20 protein-coding genes are annotated in these 18388 nt (G+C 39.9%); 19 read left to right on the plus strand and 1 reads right to left on the minus strand.

The features are described from left to right. From M0Q46_05895 to M0Q46_05970, 16 genes are all read left to right on the plus strand, one after another. Positions 1-636, plus strand: a 636-nt coding sequence (locus tag M0Q46_05895) for an adenylate kinase (protein ID MCK9583121.1), incomplete at its 5' end; no start/stop codon positions are given. Then, the gene (gene map, locus M0Q46_05900) at positions 620-1405 is read left to right on the plus strand and encodes a type I methionyl aminopeptidase (protein MCK9583122.1); all 786 of its coding nucleotides are present in this window, start codon (positions 620-622) and stop codon (positions 1403-1405) included. The genes M0Q46_05895 and map, both read left to right, overlap by 17 nt. Position 1406: 1 nt before the next feature. Further along, on the plus strand, positions 1407-1625 hold the full coding sequence (infA, locus tag M0Q46_05905; protein ID MCK9583123.1) for a translation initiation factor IF-1: 219 nt from the start codon (positions 1407-1409) through the stop codon (positions 1623-1625). A gap of 12 nt (positions 1626-1637) precedes the next feature. After that, positions 1638-1751 carry a 50S ribosomal protein L36 gene (rpmJ, locus tag M0Q46_05910; GenBank protein ID MCK9583124.1) on the plus strand — a complete coding sequence of 38 codons (114 nt, stop codon included), beginning with the start codon at positions 1638-1640 and terminating at the stop codon, positions 1749-1751. A 62-nt stretch (positions 1752-1813) separates the two neighbouring features. Further along, complete coding sequence (gene rpsM / locus M0Q46_05915) at positions 1814-2212, plus strand: 30S ribosomal protein S13 (protein MCK9583125.1); 399 nt, start codon at positions 1814-1816, stop codon at positions 2210-2212. A 36-nt stretch (positions 2213-2248) separates the two neighbouring features. Continuing rightward, a complete protein-coding gene (gene rpsK / locus M0Q46_05920) occupies positions 2249-2650 on the plus strand; it encodes a 30S ribosomal protein S11 (GenBank protein MCK9583126.1) in 402 nt (133 codons plus the stop codon). Positions 2651-2714: 64 nt separating this feature from the next. Beyond that, positions 2715-3341 (plus strand): 30S ribosomal protein S4, encoded by a 627-nt coding sequence (gene rpsD, locus M0Q46_05925; GenBank protein MCK9583127.1) that lies wholly within the window; start codon positions 2715-2717, stop codon positions 3339-3341. A gap of 34 nt (positions 3342-3375) precedes the next feature. After that, positions 3376-4341 (plus strand): DNA-directed RNA polymerase subunit alpha, encoded by a 966-nt coding sequence (locus M0Q46_05930; protein MCK9583128.1) that lies wholly within the window; start codon positions 3376-3378, stop codon positions 4339-4341. Beyond that, on the plus strand, positions 4334-4687 hold the full coding sequence (gene rplQ / locus M0Q46_05935; GenBank protein MCK9583129.1) for a 50S ribosomal protein L17: 354 nt from the start codon (positions 4334-4336) through the stop codon (positions 4685-4687). Before M0Q46_05930 ends, rplQ begins: the two co-directional genes overlap by 8 nt. Positions 4688-4702: 15 nt before the next feature. Then, on the plus strand, positions 4703-5731 hold the full coding sequence (locus M0Q46_05940) for a rod shape-determining protein (GenBank protein MCK9583130.1): 1029 nt from the start codon (positions 4703-4705) through the stop codon (positions 5729-5731). A gap of 58 nt (positions 5732-5789) precedes the next feature. Next, positions 5790-6635 carry a rod shape-determining protein MreC gene (gene mreC / locus M0Q46_05945; protein ID MCK9583131.1) on the plus strand — a complete coding sequence of 282 codons (846 nt, stop codon included), beginning with the start codon at positions 5790-5792 and terminating at the stop codon, positions 6633-6635. Positions 6636-6731: 96 nt separating this feature from the next. Further along, on the plus strand, positions 6732-7211 hold the full coding sequence (gene mreD / locus M0Q46_05950; GenBank protein MCK9583132.1) for a rod shape-determining protein MreD: 480 nt from the start codon (positions 6732-6734) through the stop codon (positions 7209-7211). A gap of 119 nt (positions 7212-7330) precedes the next feature. Continuing rightward, positions 7331-9127, plus strand: coding sequence for a penicillin-binding protein 2 (gene mrdA, locus M0Q46_05955; protein ID MCK9583133.1), 1797 nt, complete (start codon positions 7331-7333; stop codon positions 9125-9127). Between the two features lies 1 nt (position 9128). Further along, positions 9129-10481 (plus strand): rod shape-determining protein RodA, encoded by a 1353-nt coding sequence (rodA, locus tag M0Q46_05960; GenBank protein MCK9583134.1) that lies wholly within the window; start codon positions 9129-9131, stop codon positions 10479-10481. An 8-nt stretch (positions 10482-10489) separates the two neighbouring features. Beyond that, positions 10490-12955 (plus strand): TIGR03960 family B12-binding radical SAM protein, encoded by a 2466-nt coding sequence (locus M0Q46_05965; GenBank protein MCK9583135.1) that lies wholly within the window; start codon positions 10490-10492, stop codon positions 12953-12955. A 37-nt stretch (positions 12956-12992) separates the two neighbouring features. Further along, a complete protein-coding gene (locus M0Q46_05970) occupies positions 12993-14417 on the plus strand; it encodes an Rne/Rng family ribonuclease (GenBank protein ID MCK9583136.1) in 1425 nt (474 codons plus the stop codon). 495 nt (positions 14418-14912) lie between these two features. Here the strand turns inward: M0Q46_05970 and M0Q46_05975 are convergent, their stop codons facing one another. After that, positions 14913-16097, minus strand: coding sequence for a pyridoxal phosphate-dependent aminotransferase (locus tag M0Q46_05975; GenBank protein MCK9583137.1), 1185 nt, complete (start codon positions 16095-16097; stop codon positions 14913-14915). Positions 16098-16173: 76 nt separating this feature from the next. Here M0Q46_05975 and rplU point away from each other — a divergent pair, with 76 nt between their 5' ends. Genes rplU through obgE form a run of 3 tightly spaced genes read left to right on the plus strand, consistent with a single transcriptional unit; the run spans position 16174 to position 18069 of the window. Next, a complete protein-coding gene (rplU, locus tag M0Q46_05980; GenBank protein ID MCK9583138.1) occupies positions 16174-16488 on the plus strand; it encodes a 50S ribosomal protein L21 in 315 nt (104 codons plus the stop codon). 31 nt (positions 16489-16519) lie between these two features. After that, positions 16520-16786 (plus strand): 50S ribosomal protein L27, encoded by a 267-nt coding sequence (rpmA, locus tag M0Q46_05985; GenBank protein ID MCK9583139.1) that lies wholly within the window; start codon positions 16520-16522, stop codon positions 16784-16786. Positions 16787-16803: 17 nt separating this feature from the next. Continuing rightward, the gene (gene obgE, locus M0Q46_05990) at positions 16804-18069 is read left to right on the plus strand and encodes a GTPase ObgE (GenBank protein MCK9583140.1); all 1266 of its coding nucleotides are present in this window, start codon (positions 16804-16806) and stop codon (positions 18067-18069) included. Positions 18070-18388 lie beyond the last annotated feature (319 nt).

The following is an 18388-nucleotide window of genomic DNA, read 5'->3' on the forward strand; positions in this document are numbered from 1 at the left end:
ATTTTGATGGGCGCGCCGGGGGCAGGCAAAGGAACACAGGCAAAAAAACTTTCCTCAAAATATAATCTTGCCCATATATCAACCGGTGATATGTTTCGCGAGGCATCGCAAAGTGGCAGTGAGCTTGGCAAAAAGCTTCAGGAATATATGTCTGCTGGTAAACTTGTGCCGGATCAACTTGTAATTGAAATTGTTGAACAGCGCCTTTCAAAGGCCGACTGTACCAATGGTTTTTTGCTGGATGGGTTTCCAAGAACACTTGCTCAGGCAAAGGCTTTAGACGAGGCACTAAATAAAAGCGGCAGAAAAATTGATAAAGTAATTGCCTTGATAGTTGAAGAAGAAGAAGTTGTAAAGCGTTTGTCCAACAGAAGGGTTTGTGTAGCTTGCGGCGCAACATATAATACCGCTGGGGACATGCCTAAAGTAGCCGATACTTGTGATGCTTGCGGCGGCAAAGTGATACAGCGTGCCGATGATAATGCCGGCACAATTAGAAACAGGTTAAAAATTTATAATGAACAAACAACTCCTTTAATTGAATATTACAGCTCGTGTAAAATATTAGACCAAATAAACGGCACACGGCCGGTAGAAGAAGTTTTTAAAGACACCTGCGATGCTGTCTCAAAGTAATTTTCTGGCAAAACAAGTTCTTATAGATTTAAAGTCCAAAGATGATTTAGCAAATTTAAGGGTTGCGGCAAGGGCCGTGGCAAGTGTATTAAAAACGCTCTCTGAAAACATAAAGCCGGGTATCTCAACCAAAGATCTGGATGATATTGCGTTTAAAGAAATAAAGGCACTTGGAATGAAACCGGCCTTCCTTGGATACCGCGGGTATCCCGCAACAGCGTGCGTGTCAATAAACGATGAGTTAGTGCATGGAATACCTAGTGCAAAGCGTTTATTGGCCAAGGGTGATATAGTTAGTATAGATCTCGGAACAATATATAATGGTTTTTATGGTGATGCGGCTATAACCGTTCCTGTCGGTAAAATTTCTTCGCAGGCGCAAAAACTATTAGAAGTTGGTTCCTTAGCGCTTGAACATGCAATTGAAAATGTAAAGCCGGGCAATCGATTAGGCGATGTTTGTGCGGCAATACAAATGGTTATTGAAAAAAATGATTTCTCCGTAGTGCGCGATTATGTGGGTCATGGAATAGGCAGAGCGCTTCACGAAGAGCCTGCAATTCCAAACTTTGGAAGGTCTGGTAGTGGTCCTCGGCTTTTACCGGGAATGGTTTTGGCAATTGAGCCCATGTTAAATATGGGAGACTGGCGCGTAAAAACGCTCAACGATGGCTGGACAGTGGTAACGCAAGATGGTTCGTTGTGCGCTCATTTTGAGCACACGGTGGCGCTAACAGAAGATGGTTGTGAAGTTCTTACGAGAATATAATATGACAAAAGAAGATAAGATACTTGTGGCAGGTAAAATTTTAGAGGCCTTACCCAATGCAATGTTTAAAGTTGAAATAGAGGGTGGGCATGTTATTCTTGCGCATATTTGCGGCAAAATGCGTATGAATTATATAAAGATACTTCCGGGTGACAAAGTTAAAGTTGAACTATCTCCGTATGATCTTACCCGTGGAAGAATAACCTACAGAGAAAAATAATAGAGGAAGTTTATGAAAGTAAGAGCGTCGGTAAAAAAGATTTGTCAAAAATGTAAAGTTATTAAACGCAAAGGTGTTGTGCGTGTTGTTTGCGAAGAGCCAAGGCACAAGCAGCGTCAGGGATAGATTAAATATAACTAATAAAGCCAGCCCAAGGCTGGCCCCGCCTTTGGCGGTGGAGGAATTAAATGGCTCGTGTTGCTGGTATTGATTTACCAAAAGGTAAAAGAGTGGATGTTGCATTAAGGTACATATACGGTATTGGTCAAACATTAGCGGATATTATTATTGCCGAATCTGGTATAGATCCGGCCAAACGCGTGAAAGATCTTTCAGAGGAAGAAGTAAATAAACTTAGTACAATAATCAGCAAAACTTATAAAGTTGAAGGTGATTTGCGCAGGGAGATACAAGCTAATATTCGCCGTCTTATGGACATAGGTTCTTATAGAGGTTTCCGCCATAGAAGAAGTTTGCCGGTAAGAGGCCAGCGCACAAAAACAAATGGTAGAACAAGGCGTGGCAAGAGAAAAACAGTTGGCGCTAAATCTGCACAGGCGGCAAAACCTGTTACTGATACTAAGTAGTGTCCGATAGTTGATAAAATTTTGGAGGAAATTGTAATGGCAGAAGAAAAAAAAGTTGTGCGTGTTCGTGGTAAAAAGAAAATACGTTTTGTAGGCGGTATAGCAAAAGCGTATATTAAGTCGTCATTTAACAATACAATAATAAGTATTACAGATGATAAAGGCAATGTAATTTCTTGGGCTTCTGCTGGTGGAAGTGGTTTTAAGGGTACTAAAAAAGGCACCCCATTTGCCGCGCAAATGACTGCCTCGGCCTGTGCGAAAAAAGCTGTTGAGGCCGGAGTTAAACAGGTTGTGGTTTTGGTAAACGGACCAGGCCCTGGAAGAGAAACTGCCATAAGAGGGTTGCAGGCAGCAAATCTTTCTATAACGGCAATAAAAGATATAACACCTGTGCCGCATAATGGTTGTCGTCCGCCAAAGCCAAGAAGAGTTTAATTAAAATAAATACTAACACCCGCCTCAATGGTGGGACCGCCTTTGGCGGGGAGGACTTAGAATAATGTCTCGTTATCTCGGATCAGTTTGTAAATTATGTCGTAGAGAAAGGGAAAAACTTTTTCTTAAAGGTGAACGGTGTTTCGGTAAGTGTACCCTTGAAACAAAAAGAGGGAAAAATTTACCAGGCCAGCATGGGGCACAAAAAAGTAAAGCAACTGAATATGCAAGGCACTTAAGGGAGAAGCAAAAAGCGCGTCGCCTTTATTGTCTTAGCGAAGAACAGTTTGTTCACTATTTTACTCGCGCCGAAAAAATTAAAAAAGGCCTTACCGGTGACAATCTTTTCAAACTTTTAGAGTTGCGCCTTGACAATGTTGTTTGCAGATTGGGGCTTGTTACTTCCAGGCTTATGGCAAGACAGTTTGTTCGCCACGGAAATATTTTGGTAAATGAAAAAAGAGTTGACCTGCCTTCTTATGAAATAAAGATTGGCGACAAAATTGAGCTTAAAAGTTCAGTCAGGGAAAATGTTTTCGTAAAAAAAGCTTTAGAATCTGGCGCAAAAGCGCCTTCATGGCTCGCACTTGATGCAAAATCATTTAGCGGGTCAGTGGTTTCTATGCCAACTCCGGAAGAGTATTCTGCTAAAATAAACAGTCAGTTGATAGTTGAGTTGTACTCAAAATAATTTGTCTGGAAAATAAAAAGAGAGGTCATATAGCATGGAAACTACAGAATTAGAAAAGATACGCACCTTAACCCTAGATGAAAAAACAGCCACACAGTATTACGGTAGTTTTGTTGCTGAGCCGTTTGATAGGGGTTATGGGCAGACAGTAGGCAACGCTCTTCGCAGAGTGCTCTTGTCAAGTTTAGAAGGCGCGGCTATCACATCTGTTAAAATAAAAGGGGCATCGCATGAGTTTGCATCTCTTAAAGGTGTAAAAGAAGATGTTGCAAATATTATATTAAACCTGAAAAAAATTCGTTTAAAAATGTTTACAGATGGCCATGAAACATTAATACTTTCGGTTGATAAAGATGGTGTTGTCAAGGCAAAAGATATTGAGCCAAACTCAAATGTAGAAATTCTTACTCCTGAACAACCAATAGCAACGCTGGATTTTGGTGCAAGCATTGAAATGGAGCTTCAAGTTTCAAAGGGCAAGGGTTATGTGCTTGCCGATGAAAATAAAAGCGGTAAACAGGCGGCAGGTTCAATTGTAATAGACGCGCTTTTTTCTCCTGTTGTAAAAGTTAATTATGAAGTTGAAAACACGCGCGTGGAACAAATAACCGATTACGATAAATTGATAATACAAATATGGACAGATGGTTCTATCTCTCCGGCCGATGCGCTTGCATATTCCTCAAAGGTTTTAAGAAACACATTTTGCATCTTCACCGGCGAAAAAGCAGAAGCAGCACAGCTTACTACGCAAGAGAGCGCGACTTCCATTGAAGATAAAGCAAAGCTTGCCCTATCCATAAATGATTTAGATCTTTCAGTTCGTGCAAAAAATTGTTTAATTAGAGCGGAAATACAAACTGTTGGGGAACTGATTTCTAAAGAAGAAAAAGAGTTGCTTGCTTATAAAAATTTCGGGAAGAACTCCTTAGATGAAATAAAAACGAAACTTGAAGAACTTGGGTTTTCGTTGAAGGTAGAGGAGCAAGAAAATGATTAAGAACTACGGTGCAAGAAAACTCTCAAGAACAAGTGCTCATAGGAGATCTTTGTTAAGAAACCTTGCAACCTCACTATTTCTTCATGAAAAAATTGAAACCACTCACGCAAAAGCAAAAGAACTTTCAAAGTACAGCCAGAAACTTCTTACTTCCGCAAAGCCTGGTGACTTTAATGCCAAAAGAGCGGTTTTTGCGGAAATAAAAGATGAAGTTGTTAGAAAAAAAATATTTGATGTTTTGGTTCCCCGGTACAAAGACCGTGCTGGCGGATTAACTAAGATATTCATAGTTGGTACAAGGCGTGGCGATGCAGCTTCCGTTGCCATAATAAAACTACTTAGTTAATGGATCTATCTAAAAATGTTTAATTACCTTTTAAGTTTGTTTTCTAATGATATGGGAATTGACCTCGGTACTGCGTCGGTTCTTGTATATGTTAAGGGTCAGGGCATTGTTCTGAGAGAACCCTCGGTTGTGGCTATTGAAAAAGACACAAAAAGGGTCCTTGCTGTAGGTGAAGAAGCAAAGAGAATGCTTGGCAGAACCCCTGCTAATATAATTGCGATAAGGCCATTGCGCAATGGTGTAATTGCCGACTTTGAAATTACAGAGCAGATGATAAGATACTTCATAAAAAAAGTACACAATCGCAGAAGCTTTTTGCACCCTCGTATAGTAATTGGTGTGCCTTCAGGTATAACCGAAGTTGAGCGCAGGGCTGTACGCGAATCAGCTGAACAGGCAGGAGCGAGGCAGGTTTATTTAATTGAAGAGCCCATGGCGGCCGCAATTGGCGCGAATTTGCCAATACAAGAGCCAGAAGGCAGTATGATAGTTGATATTGGTGGCGGCACAACAGAGGTTGCGGTAATATCTCTTGGTGGTATGGTGGTTTCAAGGTCATTAGGCATTGCCGGCGATGAAATGAACGAAGCGATTGTTCAGTATCTTAGAAAAAAATATAATCTACTTATTGGTGAAAATACCTCGGAGGAAGTAAAAATTAAAATCGGTTCGGTTTTTCCGATGGTAAAAGAAACAAGCATGGAAGTAAAAGGGCGCGATCAGGTAACGGGATTGCCTAAAATTATATCTATAACTTCTGAAGAAATTCGCTCGGCGCTTGCTGAACCTATGAAAGCAATAATTGATGTAATAAAAAGCACACTTGAAGAAACTCCCGCTGAGTTATCAGCCGACTTGGTAGATAGGGGTATTGTGCTTGCGGGCGGCGGTTCTTTGTTACATGGTCTTGCAGACCTGCTTGCTCATGAAACAGAACTCCCGGTAGTTAACGCAGAGGACCCATTAACATGCGTTGTGCGCGGCACTGGTAAATATCTTGAAGAACTTGATAATATCAAGTACAGCAGAAAAAGTATAATTTAAGAACTTACTCCCGAATTAAACCTTAAAAATTATGGGGTACAACTCCCCACAGGGAAAGATGCAAAACCCTTCCACAATTCATTCTAACCCAATTAAAACCCTAATAGTACTTTTGCTAATTGGTTTTCTATTATTAGCTTCTCATCTCACAGAAAAAATAGTTGTAATGAAGAAATTTATGTTTTATGTACTTGCTCCAAGCGCTACATCTGCTTCTGTAGTTGTTAATTTTTCCACAAAGTCGTTTGAAGGTGTAAAGACAATTGTGGCGGCAAGGCAAGAAAATATAGTACTTAAAGAGATTATAAATAAACATCTTGGTTCTTGGGTTGAGCTTGACCAATTACGCCAAGAAAATGCGCGCCTTCGCGAGCTGGTGGGTTTTAAAAGTCAACTTGGGAATATGGCACTTTCCGCGCAAGTTTTATCGCGTGATTCTGACGGCTGGTTCCAATGGATTACGGTTAACAAAGGTATAAAAGATGGTGTTATAGCAGATGTTGCCGTGCTTGCAATTGCAAACGCACAGCCCTGTGTGCTTGGCAGAATTTATGAAGTTTTTGAAAACTCATCAAAAGTTATACTTATCACAAATCCTCTTTTTTCTGTTCCCGCAAAACTAAAAAATGCAAATAGAGATGCCTTAATAGAAGGTTCAAACAACGGCTTTTTGTCCGCCCGTTTTTTAAAAGATGAGTCGGTTGTTGTATCTTGCGGCGATGATGTTATAACAAGCGCGTTAAGCTCGGTGTTTCCTCAAGGGTTTAGAATAGGCACTATATCTTCCGTGCAGGAAAGTTCTGAAGAGTCAACTCTTGTTGCCTTAGTAAAGCCGGCAATAAACCTAAACACCGTGTCTGAAACAATAATTTTATTGCCAAAAGGAAATAAGTCAAAAGATTGATGTAATCATAGACGCAAAAACCTTGCAATCGGTTCTCAAACCTATTATAAAATACGGGATAACAATAGATTATTTTATTAATTGCATAGAATATTTATGAAAAAAATAATTATTTACACCATTGCTTTTTTTGTTGTAGTTTCAATTCACCTAATTATAAACACCTATCTTGCCACATTTGGCATTGCCCCAAACATTGCGCTTTTGGCGGTAATTTTTTTGGCGGTTTCTAAAGGGTCAAGGATGGGCATGTGGGCCGGCTTTTTACTTGGACTATCGTTAGATGTGCTTTTATCAGATATGTTTGGCTCACGAACTATCGCGCTTACAATAATAGGTTATAGTGCTGGTTTGCTTAGGGGTGAGTGGGACGATTCCAGTGGTTTAAATCAGGCGGTGCTTGTTCTTTTGTGCTCTTTTACGTATCTAACATTGCTTATAATTGAGTATGCAATTTTTTCAACAATCCAAGCGAATTTATTACTTAACCACATTACACTCTTACAGCCGGTTCTTAATGCGCTTATCTCACCGGCAATATTTTGGGTTTTCGGAAGATTTATAAATAATAATTAGGTTGTGATTTTTTAAATATAATCTCAAGATTAAAGCCCTGTCGTTTTGATGAACGACAGCGAAGAGATATCCTACAAGGGAAGGAATGTCCGCCCCGCTCTTATGAGCGGGCGATATTTATGTGGCAACAGGAAAGTAAGAGTGTTTATGATAACTTTGTTTTGCGCAATAAAACGCTTATTTTGTTTTTTGTGTTTGTGTTTTTTTTGCTTGCCACAAGGTTGTTTCAGCTTCAGATAATTTCCGCGAAGTACTACGCACTTGTATCAGAAAAACAGTGCTTGCATATTGTTTTAGAACGCCCTCAACGCGGCAAAATATATGATGTTAACGGCGATATACTTGCAAATAATGAAATTTCATTTGCCGCTTACTTTTACCCATTTTTTCAGCGAAATGCACCATCGCAGGAAACAATTAATAAGTTGCAAAAGATATCAAGAAAAAAGAATCTTGAAGAGATCATACAAAGAGGTTATAAAATAGGTAAGTCAGTAAAAATAGCAGGCAATCTGTCGTTTGAAGAGATGCTTCGTTACAGCGAGCAAAAGGTTGCCTTGCCGGGTTTATCGGTTGTAAAAGAATCAAGGCGCAAGTATCTTTCGGCAACTCAAAATGCACACCTAATAGGTTATGTTAACGAAATAAGCAAAGAAGAGTTAGATACCACTGCGGAAGAGTATGCCGATTACCAACCTGGCGACCTTGTTGGCAGAACAGGTATTGAACAATCGTTTGACTCGTACTTGCGTGGTAATAATGGTGGTTGGCAGGTGGAAGTTAATGCGCAGGGCAAGCAAACACGGGTGCTAAACCGTATAGACCCAGTTGCAGGTTCAGATGTTTACATTACAATAGATAATAAATTGCAAGAAGTTGCCACCCAGGCAATTGCTCAAACTGTTAGTGGGCGAGGTGCATTGGTTGCACTAGATACAAAAACAGGGGCAGTGAAAGCTTTTGTTAGCGCGCCGAGTTTTAACCCAGAGTATGTGGGTACGCCTAAATTTTCAATATATTTAACTGATGATACAAGCCCATTATTTAACAGAGCATTAAAAGGTCTTTATCCGCCAGGTTCAGCTTTTAAAATTATTTCTTTGCTTGGTGCACTTGAAAATGGGAATATATCTGTTGAAGGCACATTTTTTTGTAATGGGTCTTTAAAAGTTGGCGATAAAATTTTTCATTGCGAGGGTAAACATGGTGAAATTAGTGCTATTGGCGCAATGACCCATTCATGCAATGTGTATTTTTACAACCTTGCGCTTAAAACTGGTTCTGCTGTTTTAGAAAAATATGCCCGCTACTTTGGTTTTGGTGAAAAAACTGGGATAGATCTTTATGACGAAAAATCGGGTTTAGTGCCAGGTCGTGAGTGGAAGTTTAACAAGTTTAAAGAGCGTTGGCAAACCGGAGATACGCTTAATATGGCAATTGGGCAAGGGCAAGTGCTTTGTACACCACTACAGCTCGCGCAAATGATATCATGCGCGGCAAATAAGGGATATATTTATAGGCCTTATATTGTGCAAAGCATTAAAAATAAACAAAGCAATGAGGTTCTTTACAGCGCAACTATAGATAAACGACTTTCGGTAAAAGCAAGTGAAAAAAATTGGCAAATTTTGAACAAAGCATTAGAGTCAGTTATAAGAAATGGAACTGGCAAAGGTTGTTATTTGGGCTCAATAAGGGTCGCAGGCAAAACAGGAACATCGCAGACTTCTCATGGTACTGCTCATGCAATTTTTGTATGCTTCGCTCCGGTAGATGACCCTCAAATAGCCATTGCCGTAATTGTGGAAAATGGCGGCAGTGGAGGTACGGCGGCGGTACCTGTAGCTAGAAAAGTGCTAGAAGAGTATTTTAAAATTGTTGAAGTTAAAAAAGAAAAAGACGATAAAAAACAATAAAATGGAAATTATTAAAAAAGAAAAATCAGCTCTGAATGGTTTCATAGAAAAAATTGACTGGATTCTTATCGCAACAGTCATATTTCTTTTAGGGCTTGGTTTTTTGGGCATATATTCTGCAACTATCAGGTATGGTAACGCCGAAAAATATTTGGCAACTCAACTTGCCGCCATTGGGCTTGGTGGTTGCGTGTTGATTGTTTTTTTCGCGTTAAATTATCAGGTTTTTAAAAGAATACCATGGTTTACCTATGGTATTGCTTCTTTCCTGCTTATATCAGTACTTATTTTTGGCAATGTTGTACGAGGCACAAAGGGCTGGTTTTATCTAGGCGCGTTCTCATTTCAACCGGTTGAAATTGCAAAGATATTTTATATTCTTTCACTTGCGGCATTTTTAACAGCTTTTAAAAGGCAGGCAAAAGACCTTAGTACACTTCTTAGTGCGTTAGGCCTATTATTTGGGCAGGTAGTGCTCGTTTTACTCCAGCCAGATTTTGGTTCATCTTTGGTATTTTTTCCAATAACTATAGCGTTACTTTTTGTGTTTGGCGCGGAACTTATGTATATTTTGGCAATAATTCTTTTTGGTACAATAACTATGTGTTTGCCCTTGTTTGCAACTTTTTTTCGCTTACAACCGGAGCTTTTAGCAAAAAGTGAGTTGATAAAATTTTTTGTTGCGGCGGCAAATGGCGCGAACCAGTTGCTTATTGTGCTTGGTGTTGTGTTGGGGTTGATATTTTTGCTCTGGTGGGTTTCAAGGCAGTTAAAAACGCGTATTTCTATAATATTTCCAATAGTTTTAAGTTTGTTAATTGTTTTTGGCAGTTTTGCCTCGTTTGGTGTTCAAAAAGCTATAAAACCGTATCAGCAGAAGCGTTTAATTGTTTTTTTAAATCCGTCTATTGACCCGCTTGGTTCGGGCTACAACATTATACAATCAAAAATTGCTATAGGTTCAGGTGGCGCATTAGGCAAGGGACTATTTTCGGGCACTCAGTCTAAGCTTGGATTTTTGCCGGAACAGCACACCGACTTTATTTTTTCTGTTTTGGGTGAAGAGCTTGGGTTCTTTATAACTTTATTTGCCTTATTTGCTTATTTTTTAATTGTATGGCGCGCCCTTTTGATAGCTCGCGACGCCAGAGACATTTTTGGCTCGCTTGTTGCTGTTGGTATTGCAACAATGTTTGCCTTTTACGGCATAATAAATATGGGTATGGTAATGGGAATGATGCCTTGCACCGGATTACCGCTTTCATTTATTTCTTACGGCGGATCAAACATTGTTTCATCGCTTTGCGCCATTGGGTTATTGCTTTCAATACATATAAGAAGACACACACATTGATAAAATCTATGAAAGCTAAAATTGAAAAAATATTACCATTAGTGCAACGCCCTTCGCGTTACACCAACGGCGAGTGGAACGCTCTAAAACCAAAAGAAAATGCTGCGATAAATTATTGCTTGTGTTTCCCCGACCTATACGAAATTGGCGCATCAAATCTTGGCCTTGAAATACTTTATCACATAATAAACCAGGATGAGCAAAGTTCGGCGCAGAGGTGCTTCGCCCCGGCACAAGATTTGGAAGTAATTTTGCGTGCAGAAAAAATACCATTATTTTCACTTGAAACGCAAAACCCGCTAAATAACTTTGATGTAATAGGGTTTGGTTTGCAGTATGAATTATGCGCGAGCAATGTTTTAAATATGTTAGACCTCGCGGGTGTTCCTCTTTTTTGCTCACAAAGGAGTGAAAGCGACCCCATCATATTGGGTGGCGGGCCGGTAACTGCGAACCCAGAGCCGCTGTCAGATTTTTTTGACGCGTTTGTTTTGGGAGATGGAGAAGAGGTAATTTGCGAAATAACACAATGTTTAGTAAATGCAAAAAATAAAAAACTCACAAGAGAGCAAAAACTATTTGCTCTTTCACAAATCTCCGGTGTTTATGTGCCATCGCTTTATGAGGTTTCTTACAACGAAGACGGCACGGTTGCAAAGCTAAGCGCTATAAAAGATGGTGTGCCAAGTACCGTACTTAAGCGTTCAATAGATGTAAACAATGTGTATTTTCCGTCTAAACAGTTAGTGCCATTTGTAAACACAGTGCACAACCGTTTAAATGTAGAAATTGCGCGAGGATGCCCAAGAAGGTGCCGCTTCTGTCAGGCGGCAAAATATTATTATCCATGGCGCGTGCGTACAAAAGAAAAAGTTTTGGAGCTTGTAGATAAAGGCCTTGCGCAAACCGGTTATGAAGAAGTCGCGCTCTCATCGCTATCTTGCACCGACCACAAAGAGTTAGAAGAAATAATATCAGAAATAAACGCTCGGCACAGTTCAAAGCGAATAAGCATATCGCTGCCGTCGTTGCGGTGTGACCAATTTTCAATAAAAGTTGCAGCAGGGCTTGGTGAAGCAAAAAGAATGAACCTTACATTTGCGCCCGAGGCCGGCAGCGACCGCTTAAGAAATATAATTGGCAAAGATTTAAACGAACAGCAGATATTTGACACATTGCTAATGGCATGGGAGTGTGGTTGGCGGCAGATAAAGCTATATTTTATGACGGGCCTGCCTTTTGAAACAAAAGAAGACATAACAGCAATAGTAACGCTTGTAAATGCTGTGCGTGCCAGAGCGAGAAACTTAAATTTCACCGTAACCGTATCGCCATTTGTGCCAAAAGCCCAAACTGCATTTCAATGGGTGCCAATGGAAAAAGCAGAAACGCTAAGCGCGCATACAAAGCGCTTAAGGGCAACATTGCCGGCCGCGGTAAAGGCGCATCAGCTTGATGGGAGCATTGTGGAAGCTCTTTTAGCTCGGGGCGATAGGAGGCTTGGTCAGGTTATATTTTGCGCATGGAAGCTTGGCTGTAAATTTGACCAATGGAAAGAGTATCTAAAGTTTGATTTATGGAAAGAAGCACTAAAACAAAATAACCTCACATTAGATTTTTTCGTAAACCGCGAACGAAGCGAACATGAAATTTTGCCATGGGAACATCTTATATTTTCTTTACCAAAGGAAAAACTATTAGAGTCGTATAATGAAAGCAAAGCCATAGTCCAATCTGATGTTGCAATTAGCACGGTTGGCAGTAACCGCCCTGCAAAAATAACAACCGCTTCGCTTAATGCGCCAAAAGCATTTCCGTTTAAAACAGTGCAAAGAACACGGCTAAAGTTTGCAAGGAAAGGCAACGCCAGGTTTATTTCGCACCTTGAGCAAATTGAGTTTTTTCGCAGAGCTCTCAGGCGCACGGCTTTAAGCGTATCGTACACCCAAGGTTTTAGCCCACAGCCAAAAATTTCATTTGGCCCTGCCATATCGGTTGGTTACGAAAGCTGTAGTGAGTACATAGAAGTTGAGTTTTATAAAAGCGTAGAGCTTACAGAGTTAAAAAGTAAGGTTTCAAAAGAGTTACCCGCGGGCTATATACTTGAAAGCGCAAAAAACATACCAGTTTTTTTTCCTTCAGTTGACGCGCTTGCAAATCTTGCGGAGTATAGCATAGAATTGCCGGTGACAGAAGAAAAAATAAAAGAATTTCTACAAAGTCCCGAAATACCAATAGTAAAAGAAAAAGACGGTAAAATTATAACAATTGATGCAAAGCCGCTAATAAGGGAATTGAAAATTGATGGTAATATTGTAATAATGCAACTTAGGTTTGGCCCTAAAAAAAATATAAAGCCAGAAAAAATTATGCAAAAACTATTAGCACTTAGCGACTATGAAAGCCGCTTGTTAAAAATAACAAGAACAGCATTATATGTAGAAAAGGCAGGTGGATTATTAAGTGAGTTGTAAAAAGTTACAAAGTAAAACGCTAAATAGCGGGGGAAAAATGAAAAGAGAAATAATGGTAAACAGCAGCGTAGGTCAAACGCGCGTGGCAATAATGGAAGACGGAGTACTTTCAGATATATTTATTGAAAGGAGCGAGTCGGCAAAAATAGTTGGTAATATTTATAAAGCAAGTGTTGAAAATATTTTGCCGGGCATCTCCAGTGCTTTTTTAGATGCAGGCCTTGAAAAAAATGCCTACATATTTGTTGACGATGTAAGGGTCAATTCAAAAGAAAGAAAAATAGAAAAACTGCTAACGCGCTCTCAGGAAGTAATGATACAAATAGATAAAGAACCAATATCCACAAAAGGCCCTAAAGTAACTATGGATATTTCCCTGCCTGGCAGGAACCTTGTTTATATGCCATTTAGCTCAAACATTGGCATATCCAAAAACATATTTAAAAAAGATGAAAGGGATCGCCTGCGTTCTATAGTAATGGCCGCTCGCCCGGACGATGGCGGTTTCATTATCCGCACAGAGGCGGAAGGAGCAAGCGAAAAAGAGTTAAAGAGAGAAATAGTTTATTTGCATCGCCTATGGGGCTCAATAGGCGCGCGGTTTAACAAAGCAAAAGCGCCTGCTCTATTGCACAAAGACCTTGGCGTAACATTTCAAACCGTACGTGATTATTTAAATGAAGATGTAGAGGTCTTATTAATTGACGACGAAGAAGAACTCAAAGATGTTAAAAACTTTGTAAATATCGTCTCGCCCGAGCTTATAGAAAAAATAAAACTTTATAACGCTAAAACACCCTTATTTAAAGCATTTGGCATTGAAGAAACAATTAAAAAACTTCGTTCGCACCGCGTTTCATTGCCGTCGGGTGGCTCAATAATAATTCAAGAGGCCGAATCGCTCTGCGCGATAGATGTAAACACAGGCAAATTCGCTGGCAAAAAATCGCAAGAAGAAACTGTAACCGCAAACAACATTGAGGCGGCAAAAGAAATTGCAAAGCAACTGCGGTTGCGTAATATTGGCGGTATAATTGTAATTGATTTTATAGATATGAAAAAATCAAAAAACCGCGCCAAGGTTTTAGAAGCCATATCGGTTGCCGTAAAAGGTGACAAGGCAAAAATTAATATACTGCCAATAACCCGTCTTGGCTTAATTGAAATGACGCGTGAACGCAGGCGTGAATCGTTACTTTCTCAAATGACGGAAAACTGCCCGGAGTGCAGCGGAACAGGGCTTGTGTTATCTCGGGAAACACTTTTTATACACATATGCGATGAGCTATCAAAAATGCGTTTAAGCGAGCATAACGGGAAAGTTAAAATTCGTTTAAGAAAAGAAGTTGCAGAGTACTTTAAGGAAAGAATACCACGTTTAAAAAAGATTTCCGGCGGCAATATAGAAATACAGCACGCGCCAGAACTTTCTTGGGAAGATTATCAAATAATTGTTGAGTAGTGCGGGGCTTTCTGCCTAACTGAGTACTTTAATATTGATATTTTAACTTGATAATTCCGCCCAGCTTGCTGGGCGGTTACCAAATAATTCCTTCTCCCCTTTGGGCGGGTAAGTTTCTGGACCCCGTGAAGTCTGGGGAAGAAGGTTAGGATGAGGGGGTCAAATGAGACCTGTTATCGAATATCCACCCTCACCTCAATCCTCTCCCATCGAGGGAGAAGGAAGAAGAATTAGCACCATTGATACCGCCCAGCTTACTGGGCGGAGGTTCATTAAATCATCCCACTTTGGCTGATAATGAATGAGTATTTTTTGGAGTTTTCGGCGAGGACTGTCTGAGCCTGATTTTGCATTATGGGCGAGTTCCACAGCCGCCAAAAAATGCGAGTGAATAGCCACCGTGGGTGCATTTCTTTTGGTTACTTTTCTTTGGGTATACAAAGAAAAGTGATACGGGGGTGCAGGGGCAAAAAAGCCCCGCGACTTAAATCAATTCTACTTCAGTGCTTCTTCAATTCTATCTAAGCCATTCTTAATGTTATCCATAGAAGTCGCGTAAGACAACCTGATAAACCCATCGGCTCCAAATGCCGCACCTGGCACAACGGCAACTTTTGCTCTTTCCAATAGATATTGCGCAAGTTCAGTGCAAGTTGCGACAACTTTGCCGTTATAAGTTTTGCCAAGCAGTTTCTTTATATTTGGGAAAACATAAAACGCACCCTGTGGGGAAGTGCAAGATATACCTTTAATTTTATTTAGGCGATCAACAATAAAATCTCTGCGTTTTTCAAACTCCGCTCGCATAACTTCTACGCTATCTTGAGAGCCATTTAGCGCCTCTGTTGCGGCTTTCATTGCAATTGATGCTGCATTTGAGGTTGACTGGCTTTGAATAGTAGTCATTGCATTTATTATTTCTTTTGGACCGGCGGCATAACCAATTCTCCAACCGGTCATAGCGTATGCCTTAGAAACACCATTAACAACCACGGTTATGTCTTTTATTTCTTTTGAAACATTGGCAATAGAGTAAAATTTGAAACTATCGTAAATGAGTTTTTCATAAATTTCATCTGAAAAAATTAAAATTTTGTGCTCTAAACAAATTGTGGCAATTTTTTGCAGCTCTTCAAGAGTGTAGGCACAGCCGCAAGGGTTTGACGGTGAGTTTAACATAAGCGCCTTTGTTTTTTTACCTATTGCCGTTTTAAGTTTTTCTGGTGATATTTTAAAACCCTCGCGCTCTTTTGTTTTAATTACTTTTACTTTTGCACCGGCAAGTACTGCCATATCAGGGTAAGATACCCAATAAGGCGCAGGCACAATAATTTCGTCTTTTGGGTCAAGAACTGCTTGGAAAAGATTATAAAGCGAGTGTTTGGCGCCGCAAGAAACAATTATTTGATTGCTTTTGTATTCAAGGTTATTTTCTCTCTTAAGTTTTGTTACTATAGCTGCCTTAAGGTCGGGCGTTCCTGCAACAGGGCAATATTTTGTAAAGCCGGAGTTAATAGCACTTATAGCCGCATCTTTAATGTTCTGTGGTGTGTCAAAGTCAGGTTCGCCGGCACCAAAGCTTATAATATCTTCTCCTGCGGCTTTAAGAGCTTTTGCTTTTGCCTCAATTGCAAGTGTTGGCGAGGGTTTAATGCTTTGTACTCTTTTTGAAAGAAACATCTGTTAAACTCCTTAAATCCTTGACAAAGAATAGTTTTTTGTGGTATTATTTTACGGTTTAGAAAGGAGAATGTCAATGTACGCAATATTTCAAACTGGTGGCAAACAGTACAAAGTTAGCGCCGGCGATGTAATTAAAGTTGAAAAGATAGAAGCCCTAGAGGGCGCGGATGTTGTACTTACCGATGTGCTTTTGGTTTCTGACGGTGAAAAACTTACCGTTGGCAGGCCTCATGTGAAAGGCGCAGAGGTTGTAGCAGAAGTTATAGAGCAGGGCCGTGGCAAAAAAATAATTGTTTTCAAAAAGCGTTCAAAAAAGACCTACAAAAAAACAATTGGCCACAGGCAATGGTTAACGGAACTTAAAATAAAAGAAATTAAAACGGCTTAAGTTTCGCCGGTAGTACTTTTGGGAGATTAATATGGCGCATGTAAAAGCACAGGGATCAAGTTCTAACGGTAGAGATTCAAAAGGCCAGCGGCTTGGCATAAAAGTTTTTGGCAGTGAGCTTATAAAATCGGGCGCGATAATTGTGCGTCAGCGCGGCACAAAAATTCACCCGGGCAAAAATGTTATGATTGGCTCTGACGATACTTTATTCGCTTGCATAGCGGGTGTTGTAAAGTTTGAAAAAAAAGCAAAAGACAAACGTTTCGTCAGCGTTTATCCTATAGAGCAAAAAGCCTAACTCGCAACAAATAAAAAATGTTTATAGACAAAGCGCGTATTTTTGTTACAGCTGGTCGCGGTGGCGACGGCTGTAATTCTTTTTTAAGGGAAAAATTTCGGCCTTTTGGCGGCCCCGATGGCGGCAATGGTGGCGATGGCGGCGATGTTTATTTGCAAGTTGACAACAATATGTCAACCCTTTTGGACCTTGTGCATTGCCCGAACTATAAAGCACCTTGCGGTTCGCCTGGTGAAAGCACCAATAAGTATGGTAAAAGCGCGAAAGATTTATTTATAAAAGTTCCGCAGGGAACAATTGTAATAAAAAACGGTTCTATAATTGCCGACCTAAAAAAGATAGGTGAAAAACTTCTTGTTGCAAATGGCGGGCGTGGCGGCAGAGGCAACGCATCATTTAAAACAGGCCGAAATAGCGCTCCACGGGTTTATGAAAAAGGCGAACCAGGCGAAGTTGCAACATTAGATTTTGAACTAAAACTAATTGCCGATGTGGGTTTAGTTGGGTTTCCAAATGCAGGTAAGTCAACATTCCTTTCAGTTGTTTCTTGCGCACACCCCAAAATAGCAGATTATCCATTTACCACACTTGCTCCAAACCTTGGTGTGGCGCATTACTATGGAAAAAGTTTTGTTGTAGCAGACATCCCTGGTATTATTGAAGGGGCTCATGGTGGAAAAGGGCTTGGCGATGAATTTTTAAGGCACATAGAGCGCACCCGCGTGTTGGTTCACCTTATAGATATTTCAGGTTTTGATGATAAAACTGCTTATGAAAACTATAAAATAATAAACAAAGAGCTGAAAAAATACTCGGCACACTTGGCAAAAAAACCAATGATAGTGGTTGTAAATAAAATGGATTTGACAGATTCAGATAAATTATTCGCAAGTTTCAAAAAACACTTGAAAAATAAAAAGGTATTTAAAATATCCGCAGTTTCAAAAGTGGGCATAAACCCGCTTATGGCCGAGTTGATAAAAATACTTGCAAAGCCAATGGCAGAAGAAAGCGAATTAGTGCTTGAAAACGGCCGAAAAAAATATATTTATGAGCCCGAGTTTAAGGTTGAATATGAAATTATTGATGATACAAATGTATTTACGGTTATAGGTAAAAAAGTGGAAAAATTACTTGCAATGACCAATATGGATAACGACGACACACTTCGCAGGTTTCAAAATATCCTAAAAAAAATGGGTATAGAAAGAGCCCTAAAAGAAAAAGGCATAAAAATTGGCGACACAGTTCGTATAGCAAACACCGAGTTCTTCTTCCAATAAAACACGCCCACAGATTTAACCCGTATTTTGCCTTAAAAAACTTACAGAGAAATAGTGATTGTGATTTTGGTCACACATGGTATGTGTTGAAAATCAAGTGTGTTGTTGCTATAATGCGGGCGGAATAATAGTTAAGGGGAATCAAATTTAGATAATAGCTCGGGTAAATTAAAGGGCAAGCTGGTTATAGTTCGTTAAAAATAAGTAGTGTTTGTCATTGCGGGCATAATACTCAAAAAGTGTTGCTAAAAACAAGGGATAAAGTCTTAAATATAGACGACAAGTAAAAACATTTGATACTCTTTTATTGAAACGGTTC

Source organism: Endomicrobiales bacterium (assembly GCA_023228045.1).
Classification (GTDB): domain Bacteria; phylum Elusimicrobiota; class Endomicrobiia; order Endomicrobiales; family JALOBY01; genus JALOBY01.